The sequence below is a fragment of the Devosia sp. genome (genome assembly GCF_041917035.1).
Classification (GTDB): domain Bacteria; phylum Pseudomonadota; class Alphaproteobacteria; order Rhizobiales; family Devosiaceae; genus Devosia_A.
Genome location: NZ_JAYRYM010000157.1, coordinates 1 through 9243, shown reverse-complemented (window position 1 = coordinate 9243; position 9243 = coordinate 1). Strand labels below are relative to the sequence as shown.

The 9243-nt window shown below is 68.2% G+C and carries 10 protein-coding genes; 2 read left to right on the top strand and 8 right to left on the bottom strand.

From position 1 onward, the window contains the following. Nucleotides 1–137: 137 nt before the first annotated feature. Entirely contained in the window at nucleotides 138–1091 is a 954-nt protein-coding gene (locus ACE3TU_RS15180) for a hypothetical protein (protein WP_374625640.1), read from the top strand. Next, a complete protein-coding gene (locus tag ACE3TU_RS15175) occupies nucleotides 1081–2091 on the top strand; it encodes a PAN domain-containing protein (protein ID WP_374625639.1) in 1011 nt (336 codons plus the stop codon). Before ACE3TU_RS15180 ends, ACE3TU_RS15175 begins: the two co-directional genes overlap by 11 nt. 68 nt (nucleotides 2092–2159) lie before the next feature. On the opposite strand, the gene ACE3TU_RS15170 is transcribed toward ACE3TU_RS15175, so the two are convergent. From ACE3TU_RS15170 to ACE3TU_RS15135, 8 genes are all read right to left on the bottom strand, one after another. Next, a complete protein-coding gene (locus ACE3TU_RS15170; RefSeq protein WP_374625637.1) occupies nucleotides 2160–2393 on the bottom strand; it encodes a hypothetical protein in 234 nt (77 codons plus the stop codon). A 96-nt stretch (nucleotides 2394–2489) separates the two neighbouring features. Continuing rightward, on the bottom strand, nucleotides 2490–2951 hold the full coding sequence (locus ACE3TU_RS15165) for a hypothetical protein (RefSeq protein ID WP_374625635.1): 462 nt from the start codon (nucleotides 2949–2951) through the stop codon (nucleotides 2490–2492). A 5-nt stretch (nucleotides 2952–2956) separates the two neighbouring features. Next, complete coding sequence (locus ACE3TU_RS15160; protein ID WP_374625633.1) at nucleotides 2957–3325, bottom strand: YqjD family protein; 369 nt, start codon at nucleotides 3323–3325, stop codon at nucleotides 2957–2959. Between the two features lie 178 nt (nucleotides 3326–3503). Continuing rightward, nucleotides 3504–3662, bottom strand: coding sequence for a DUF3309 family protein (locus ACE3TU_RS15155; protein WP_374625631.1), 159 nt, complete (start codon nucleotides 3660–3662; stop codon nucleotides 3504–3506). Nucleotides 3663–3699: 37 nt separating this feature from the next. Beyond that, complete coding sequence (locus ACE3TU_RS15150) at nucleotides 3700–3867, bottom strand: hypothetical protein (protein ID WP_374625629.1); 168 nt, start codon at nucleotides 3865–3867, stop codon at nucleotides 3700–3702. A gap of 116 nt (nucleotides 3868–3983) precedes the next feature. Further along, on the bottom strand, nucleotides 3984–4862 hold the full coding sequence (locus ACE3TU_RS15145; protein ID WP_374625627.1) for a transglutaminase domain-containing protein: 879 nt from the start codon (nucleotides 4860–4862) through the stop codon (nucleotides 3984–3986). Nucleotides 4863–4870: 8 nt separating this feature from the next. Further along, nucleotides 4871–7282, bottom strand: a complete 2412-nt coding sequence (locus ACE3TU_RS15140) for a circularly permuted type 2 ATP-grasp protein (RefSeq protein WP_374625625.1) — start codon at nucleotides 7280–7282, stop codon at nucleotides 4871–4873. A gap of 83 nt (nucleotides 7283–7365) precedes the next feature. Beyond that, nucleotides 7366–9243, bottom strand: a 1878-nt coding sequence (locus tag ACE3TU_RS15135) for a transglutaminase family protein (RefSeq protein WP_374625623.1), incomplete at its 5' end; no start/stop codon positions are given.

Sequence of the window (9243 nt, the reverse complement as noted above, 5' to 3'; positions counted from 1 at the left end):
CGAAGTGCCTGTCTTCTAGTCTTGTTGAGCCTACGTTTGTTTGGTTGCAGCCGGCGCGCTGGAATCTGCCCCGCCGGAGTGTGATCGTGAACGACACATCCGGCGGGTGGCCGCCGGTCGAATCCGGGAGCTGACGAATGCAGAAGTGGTTCTCCGTGCTGGGCGGGCTCGTCGCGATCGTCGTGACCCTGCTGCTGACGACCGGGGCGCAGGCCACCCAGTGCTTACGGGTCGTGCACCCCAGCGGCTTCATCGCCGAGGTGAAGTGGTTCTCGAGCGGCACAGTGGCCTATTCCTACGACGACAAGACGGATACCTACTCGATCGATAGCCTGCCCGCGCCGGCGAAAACCGAGTACATCGCCATTGGCTCGCAGAGCTGCTACTTCGATATCGTGCGCATGGAGCCCGGCATCGCCGTCGTCAGCATCTTCGGCGGCCAGTACGCCGACGAGTTCGTCAAGTTCATGGCAAACTCCACCATCGGGCTCGCGTCCGGAACGCTGTCCGGCGCGACCTGCGCGCTGTTCATCGGCTGCCCGCTGGCGGACTTCGTGGCGGGCAAGGTGGCCGAGGAAGTGAAGCGGGTGACGGTCAAGAAGCTGCCCCAGTACCAGTCGATCATCTACGTCGGAGTGCCCTCGTCGCACTTCTTCACGGATATCAAGGGCGACATCTACTATCCGGAGGTGGTGACATCGAGCGAGCCGGCGCCGCGCTTCGAGATGTTCCCGGCGGGGGTGCTGGAGGACAGCTTCGTGCAGATGTTCGCGCCGCCGCGGCAGGGTACCCTGCAGGGCGCCAACCCCCTGCGCCACAGCGAGAACGTCAACCTGGGGACCTGTGCGGCCTTCTGCGCCGCCCACCAGGGCTATCTGGGCTGCGCGGGCTACAACTTCGACACCGCGACCAGCCAGTGCCAGACGGTGACCTTCCCGGCGGTGGGCCAGCCCTGCATGAGCTACAACAGCGGAACGGTGTCGTTCTACCGGCTGAAGACGGCTCCGGATATCAGGTTCGCCGATTGCAGCGTCACTCAGGAGGAGGACCTGCGGCGTCAGATGGAATTGGAGGCATCTCGTGAGCAATGAGCGCAGCATCGAGGCCCGCAACGGGGGCCTAAGCAGGGCAATGGAGGGGCGGCTGCTCCCGATACTGGCCTTCTTCACCATCCTGTTCGGCGTACTGCTGCCCACCAGCGCCAGTGCCATGCAGTGCGTGAGGCTCGTCGATCCCAGCGGGTTCATCGCCAAGGTGTCGTGGTACAAGGCGGGCGACCTGACGTTCAGCCAGAACCAGACGTCCGGCAAGTACGACGTCGCCATCAAGCCGAACATCGCGCCGGCGCGTGAAACCTACCTGATCCTTGGTCAGGAGGACTGCGTGTTCGAGATATTGACCCAGCAGCCCGCCATTGCCATCGTCCGCATCGTGGGTGGAGAGATAGCGCGGGAGTTCGTCAACTTCGCGATCTCCGAGACCGCCCAGTTTGCCGTCAATTTCGCCTTCACCGCGTGCCCGATCGAGATCGGCTGCGATATCGTCTCGACCGGCGTCAGTCTCGCGGTTGCGGACGCGGTTGAATATGCCCTCGACCAGTTGCCGGAGCATCGCGAGATCATCTATGTCGGCACGCCCTCGTCCTACTTCTACACCGACGTCTCCGGATCGATCTACAACCCGAGCGTCGTGACGAGCACCAGCCCGACTGCGCAATACACCATCGCCCCGACCGGGCCGGTGGAGGATGCCTTCCTCTCCTACTTCGATCCGCCGCGCGGGGGCGTCTTCCACAAGGGCTTCCCGCTCAGCTTCAGCGAGAATGTCAACCTCGGCACCTGCGCGTCATTCTGTACCGCCAACCAGGCCAACGCCGGATGCCAGGGCTTCAACTTCGATCCCGCGACGAACACCTGTCTCACGCTGAAGATGCCCGCCCTGGGCGATGGCTGCGTCAATGCATTCGAAGGCGGCAGCGGGGCGGCGTTCTACCACCTCAAGACGGCCCCGGCATACCAGTACCGGGATTGCAGCGTCTCCGAACGGGAGGACCAGGCGCGCCAGCAGCAACTCGAGGACTCGCGGGGGTAGCGGCACGCCGCCGCGGATGTGCGTGGGTGCAGGGCGGGCGCTCGGCCCGCCCCGAAAGATGTGGCCAGCTAGAGGGTCGCGGCACCCGCCTCGACCGGCTCCTCGCCGAGGCGCCGCAGGGCGTTCTCGATGGTCTTGAGATCCTCGCCGTCATCGCCGTCGACGGGCGTCATGCCCTCGGTGGCGCTGCGCTCCTTGGCGAGCGAGTCCGCCTCGAGCTGGCGCAGCTGCGCGATCTTGTCCGCGTCGGGCAGGTGCGCGTCGGTGAGGATGGTCACGATCTTGCGCTTGATGTGAGTCATGGCTGAACTCCTCGAAACCGCGTTTCCACCGGGGTCCGGGGGAACGGGCCCGGTGAGAACGCGGCACCGGGGTCGTTGGTTGCAGCTTCAGACGTCTCAGGCGTCGTCCTCGGACGCGTCGTCCGCGTGCGGGCCGGTCGGCTTGCTGAGCAGGTAGGCGGCGGCCAATGCGCTCCCCAGCGGGATGCCGACGCGCTTCATCAGGTCCGATCTCATCAGCAGCGGCAACGCGGTGACCGCCGCCGTCGTGACGAGCGCGGTCTTTTCCGCGGTGCGCTGGCGCTCGAGGGCGCGACGATGCGCTGCGGCATCGGCCATCGCCTTGAGACCGTAGGCGACGAGCGCCAGCAGCAGGGCCCCGACGGCAATCGCCAGCGGCGCGACGATCGGGCCCCACAGCGTCGTCAGCCAGGCGTTGAGTGCGACCAGCAGGAAGGCGAGGGCGATCAGCCCGAAGGCGGCTGCCACGCCGTAAGCGATGGCGCCGCTCTTCAGCTTTTCGAGCAGTTCCTCGAGCTCGATACCGAGCAGGGCGGCGATCGGCGACAGGAACTGCATGGACCCTACCTTGAGACGACGGCGAGCAGAAACCCCAGCGCGATGGCGCCCGCCACCGCGGTCAGAGGTTTTTCCCGGATGGTGTCCTTGAGCTGCTTTTCGAGTTCGCCGAACTCGTCCTGCACCTCGTCGACGGCGTGCTTGCCGGACTTGGCCAGTTGCTTCACCTCGCGCTTGGCGATCGACTGCGCCGCGTTGACCTTGTCCTCGGCCAGCGTCGCCAAGGTTGCCGCGATCGACTTGAGATCGGTCTGCAACTGCTTGATCTGTTCGGCCAGTTCATCCTCGCGGCTCGTCTCCGAGCTGGATCGCGACGGTCGTCCGGCCTCGTTGGCGGCACGGGCGGCGGGAGAAATGTCAGTGGTGGCAGCCATCTGGGCGCTCCTGTTGCTCTGATTGATCATCAACGTCTCGTGCCGAGTATGGTTCCAGTCTAGGCGGAGACGGACCGCGTGGATTGCGCTGGATCAAAACGGAAGCACCCCGGTTCGGGGGCGAACCGGGGTGCGGGGGGCGAGCCGGAAGGGGGGCGACCTTGGGCTCGCGGGCGGCTCAGAAAACCCTCATCAGCACGAGGATGATGACGATCACGAGCACGACTCCGATGATGCCGGAGGGATAGGCTCCCCAGGCGCGGGAGTAGGGCCAGGCCGGTATCGCGCCGATCGCGAGCAGGATCAGCAGGATGATGATGATGGTGCCGAGGGTCATGGCGGCCTCCTCGAGTTCGGCGACGGGCGATCCGGCGCTAGGGCAGGTTCAGCAGGATGGAGGCGGCGACGGCGAGGATGCCGGCCGCCGAGCCGACTGCGGCGAGCACGGGAGCGAAACGGGCAGGGCCGTCATAGCGTTCCGGCACCCAGCCGAGGGTGACGCGTCCGGCATGTTCCAGTCTGGCGATCTCGGTCAGTGTCATCGCTCTGGTTCCTTCCGTATTCCGGGAACACCACCCGGCGCGCTCCGGCATGGTGCTTCTGGCCGCTACAACGGCCGCCGCGGACATTGGTTCCGGTGGAAGGACGAGCGGGTGCGCTACTCGACGCGGATCACGTCGACCGACTGCTTGGCGTGGTGGCCGCCGCTGGTGCGCAGCACCCCCACGATCGGGGAGACGTCGGAATAGTCGCGGCCGTAGCCGATGGTGATGTGGTCGACCCCGGCGGGCATGGCGTTGGTGGGGTCGAACTCGAGCCAGCCCGCGTGGGGCCCGCACCAGACCCGCACCCAGGCATGCATGGCGTCGGCGCCGGCGAGGCGGGGCTTGCCCTTGGGCGGGATGGTCCTCAGGAACCCGGACACATAGCCGGCCGGGATGCCGATGCCGCGCAGGCCGGCGATCATCACATGGGCGAAGTCCTGGCAGACGCCGCGCTTCAGCGCAAACGCCTCGGACGGCCCGGTATCGACCTTGGTGGCGTCCTTGTCGTACTTGAAGTCGCGGTGGATGGCGAGACAGAGCTCCATCGCGGCCGCCTTTACCGAACCGGCGCGCCCGGTGACATCGCGGGCGTATCCGGTGATCGCCCGGTCGAGCGGCACGCGCGGCGAAGCGGCGAGGAAATGGTGCGGCGCGTCTGCGGCCAGCGACCACAGCGCGGCAATCTCCTCGGCAAGTCGCGGCAGCGTCGGCGACAGGTCGGCCGCCGGCGGCTGCTCCTCCACCTGGACCCGTGCCGTCAGCTTCACGTCGAGATGGTCGTGGTAGCCCGAGTAGGCGATCGTCGTGACGATGTTGCCGAAGAAGTCGGTGAAGGTCGTCTCCTGCTCGGGGCGCGGCGAGAAGGACAGCGCGGCGGCGATGACGCGCTGCACGCCGGGGATCGACACCGGTGTCACCCGCACCAGGTGCCTGTCGCCATGCACCGAGGCGACGTAGTCGTAGTGCAGCTCCAGCCGGACGTCGTAGAGCATCCTGCCCCCTATACGAAATAGGCGTCGGCGATGAGGCCGGCGAGCCGGCCGATATCCGCCGCAAGGCGGTTGAGCTTGGCTGTCGTCATGTCCTCGGGCTCGGTGATCCTGAGGTCGGTGTGCAGCGCCAGCGCCGCCTTGGCGGCAAGCGAGAGGTGCCCTTCCTCGATGCCGCCGGGCAGCTGCTCGATCTGGCTGCGCAGTTCGGCGATCTGGAAGGCGACCGAACGCGGGTTGAGCGGATCGAGCACCAGGAGGTCGACATACGAGTTGACGCCGGCACTGACCGCGTAGCGGCGCCGGTGCGTCATCACGCTGTCGCCGATTTCGAGCAGCATGTCGAGCGTGCCTTCGGGCGCGCCCTTGCGCGTGCACCAGCCGACGATGCCCGCGATCTGGATGGCGCGCTCCAGCCGTCGGCCGATCTCGAGGAAGCGCCAGCCGGCGAAGCGGTACATGTTCTCGTGGACGAGGCCGGAGAAGCCGGCGAGCTTGCGCAGCAGCACGGTCATCGCCCGGGTCGCGTCGTCGCCCGGCTCGACTCGCTGGGCGAAGTTGCGCGCCGTCTTGCGCAGGTCGGCGAGCGCCAGCCAGCCGTCCGGTGAGAAGCGGTCGCGGATCTGTCCGGCGCTATTGGCGGCGCTGTCGATGGCGGCCAGCAGGCCCGGCGGCAGCGCCTTGCTGGCGTCGACCCCGAGATTGCCGAGATAGGCGCGGGTGTCCTTGAGCAGGGCGTGGGCCGGATTGGAGCTTTCCGCCAGCCGGGCATTGTAGGCGCGCAGGATGCGGACCGTCGCCTCGCACCGCTCGGCGTAACGCCCGAGCCAGATCAGGTTGTCGGCGGCCCGGCTGGGCAGGCTCCCGGCCGAGACGCGCACCAGCTTCTCGCCGGCCTGCGGCAGCAGCGAGACGCGCTCGACCGGCTTGGCGCTGACCACCCACACGTCGGCCGCCTGGCCGCCACGCTGCATGGCGATGGCGGCGGTATCGGGGGTCGAGCCGACGCGGGCGAAACCACCCGGCATGATGGTCCAGCCGTCCCTTGTGCGTGCCGCGTAGACGCGCAGCGTGATCGGCCGCGGCTGCAGCGTACCGCCCAGATAGACCGGCGCCGTCGACAGCTGCACCGGCTCCTGGCCGACGAAGTCGCCGCCGCTCTGCTGCAGTTCGGCGAGCAGCGCCTCGCGCTGCGCCCTTGGCAGTTGCGCGCCCAGTACCGTGCCCTGCGGGTCGTCGATGGCGAGGCCCGTGGCGAAGGCGGGGCCGACCATCATGGTGTCGAAGTTCTCGACGACGTGGCGGCGCTCCGCCGCCTGGCCGCACCACCAGGTGGCGATGGTGGGCAGCATCAGGTCCTCGCCCCGCAACGCCCGGCACAGGCTGGGTATGAAGGCGGCAAGCGCGCGCGTCTCGAGGATGCCCGAACCGAGGGCGTTGACGATCGCCACCGAGCCCTGCCGCAGCGCCTCGGTCATGCCCGGTGTGCCGATATGGCTGTCATTGCGCAGCTCGAGCGGATCGGCGAAGCTGGCGTCGAGCCGCCGCCACAGCACGCTGATCGGCTTCAGCCCGGCCACGGTGCGCACCATCACCTGCCCGCCCTCGACCACGAGGTCCTCGCCCTCGAGCAGCATGAAGCCGAGGTAGCGCGCGATGTAGGCGTGCTCGAAATAGGTCTCGTTGTGCTGGCCCGGAGTGAGGATGGCGACGCGTCCGTCGCCGGCGCGGGCGATGCCGTTGAGCGCATCGCGGAAGTCGCGGAAGAAGCCGGCGAGCCGGTGGACGTGCATCCTGCCATAGATGTCGGAGAGCGCCCTGGTGGTCGCCACCCGGTTCTCGAGCGCGAAGCCGGCGCCGGACGGGGCCTGGGTGCGGTCGCCCAGCACCCACCAGCCGCCATCGGGACCGCGCCCGAGTTCGAACGCGCAGAAGTGCAGGAAGTGCCCGCTGGCCGGCTTGAGGCCGACCACCGGCCGCAGGAACTCGGCATTGCGGGCGATCAGCTCCGGCGGCAGCAGGCCGCGCTCCACCAGGGTGTTGTCGCCGTGGATATCGGCGACGATCGCTTCGAGCAGCTCGGCGCGCTGCGTCAGCCCGCGGGAGATGCCGACCCAGTCCGCCTCGTCGATGATCAGCGGCACGTGCGCCAGCGGCCAGGCGCGCTCCTTGCCCTCGGCCCCGTCATACTTTCGATAGTAGACGCCGGCATCGCGCAGGTACTGGTCGGCCCGCTCGAAGCGGGACGAGATCTCCTCGGGCCCCAGTTCGTCGAGAGCCCCGATCAGGCCTTCCCAGGCCGGCCGGATGGCACCGGAGGGGGCGATCATCTCGTCGGGGACGCCGGGAAGCAGCCTATAGCCCGAGATCAGGCCGGGAATGCCCCGCTTCTTGGCCGGCTGACGCTGATTCCGCTTCTCCATGGGCAAATAGCGCTATCTGAGGCGTCGGAAATCGCAAGTGGACTTTCGACTGTTTGGTCAAAAACCGAACCCGGTCGGGCCGGTCAGTGCGGCGGGCGGCGGAGGTCGAGGGTGAACGGGAACTCCGGCGAATAGGCCTCGGCGGGCGGGGCGTAGGCGCCGGGGTGATGGCCCGAGGGCACGAAGCGGGCGAGGCGCCGTGCCTCGGCCTCGTTGCCGTTGACGGGGAAGGTCTCGTAGTTGCGGCCCCCCGGATGCGCGGTGTGGTAGGTGCAGCCGCCGATCGCCCGTCCCGACCACGCATCATAGATGTCGAAATGCAGCGGCGCATTGACCGGCAGGGCGGGGTGCATGCCGGAAGCCGGCTGCCAGGCCTTGAAGCGCACGCCGGCCACGGCGACGCCGTTCTCGCCGGTGGCCGCGAGCGGCACCAGCCGGCCGTTGCAGGCAACACGGTAGCGGTCCGGATTGCTGCCCTCGAGCTTCACCTGCAGCCGCTCGACCGAGGAATCGACGAAGCGGACAGTGCCGCCGATGGCGCCCTGTTCACCCATCACGTGCCAGGGCTCGAGCGCCTGGTTGAGCGTCAGCTTCATGCCCTCGACCTCGACTTCGCCGCAGAACGGGAAGCGGAATTCGAGCTGCGCGGCGAACCAGGCCGGGTCGAGGTCGAAGCCGTGCGCCCGCAGGTCGGCCAGCACTTCGAGGAAGTCGGCCCAGACGAATTGCGGCAGCATGAAACGGTCGTGCAGCGCCGTGCCCCAGCGGGTGAAGCCGCCCGACAGCGGCGCTTTCCAGAAGCGCGCGATCAGGGCCCGTACCAATAGCTGCTGCGCGAGGTTCATGCGGGCGTTGGGTGGCATCTCGAAACCGCGGAACTCGACCAGTCCGAGCCGGCCGGTCGGCCCGTCCGGCGAATAGAGCTTGTCGATGCAGATTTCCGAGCGGTGCGTGTTGCCCGTCACGTCGACGAGCAGGTTGCGGAACAGCCGGTCGACCAGCCAGGGCAGCGGCGCCGGTCCTTCGCCGGGTGCCGGGACCTGCCGCAGCGCGATCTCGAGTTCGTACAGGCTATCGTGCCGGGCCTCGTCGACGCGCGGCGCCTGCGAGGTCGGCCCGATGAACAGGCCGGAGAACAGGTAGGAGAGCGAGGGGTGGCGCTGCCAGTGCAGCACCAGGCTCTTGAGCAGGTCCGGCCGGCGCAGGAACGGCGAGTCCGACGGGGTGGCGCCGCCGACCACCACATGGTTGCCGCCGCCGGTGCCGGTGTGCTTGCCGTCGATCATGAACTTGTCGGCCCCGAGCCGGGCGAGCCGCGCTTCCTCGTAGACCGCCGTGGTGGTCGCCACGCATTCCTCCCAGTTCGCCGCCGGGTGGATGTTGACCTCGATCACCCCGGGGTCGGGAGCGACGCGGATGACGTTCAGGCGCGGGTCGTAGGGCGGGGCGTAGCCTTCGACGTGGATCGGCAGGTCGATGCTCCGGGCCGCCTCCTCGGCGGCGGCGATCAGCTCGAGATAGTCCTCCACCGTCGAGACCGGCGGCAGGAACACGCAGAGCCGTCCCTCGCGCAGTTCCACCGTGACGGCGGTGCGCACGGCGCTGTCGATCTCGTCGAGCACCTGCTCGTTGACCTGCTGGGCCACCGTCGGGTCGGCGGTGAAGGTCGAGGGCTGCGTGTGGTGCCCGATCCGCACCGCGACGGGGTGGCGCAGCAGCTCCTCGACCTCGGGCAGGTCGCCCACCGCGACCAGCGGGTCGCGCGGCACCACATGCGGATAGGCGGTCGGGGCGACGTGCCGCAGCGAACTGAGCGGCAGGCGGTAGCCGACCGGCGAGTCTCCGGGGGCAAGGAACAGCTTGCCGCGCCGCGTCTTCCACTTTTCGGTGATCCAGCGCGATTTGCCCGGCAGGGCGTTCCAGCGCTGCACCGGCAGCACGTAGCCGGTGGCGTTGTTGAG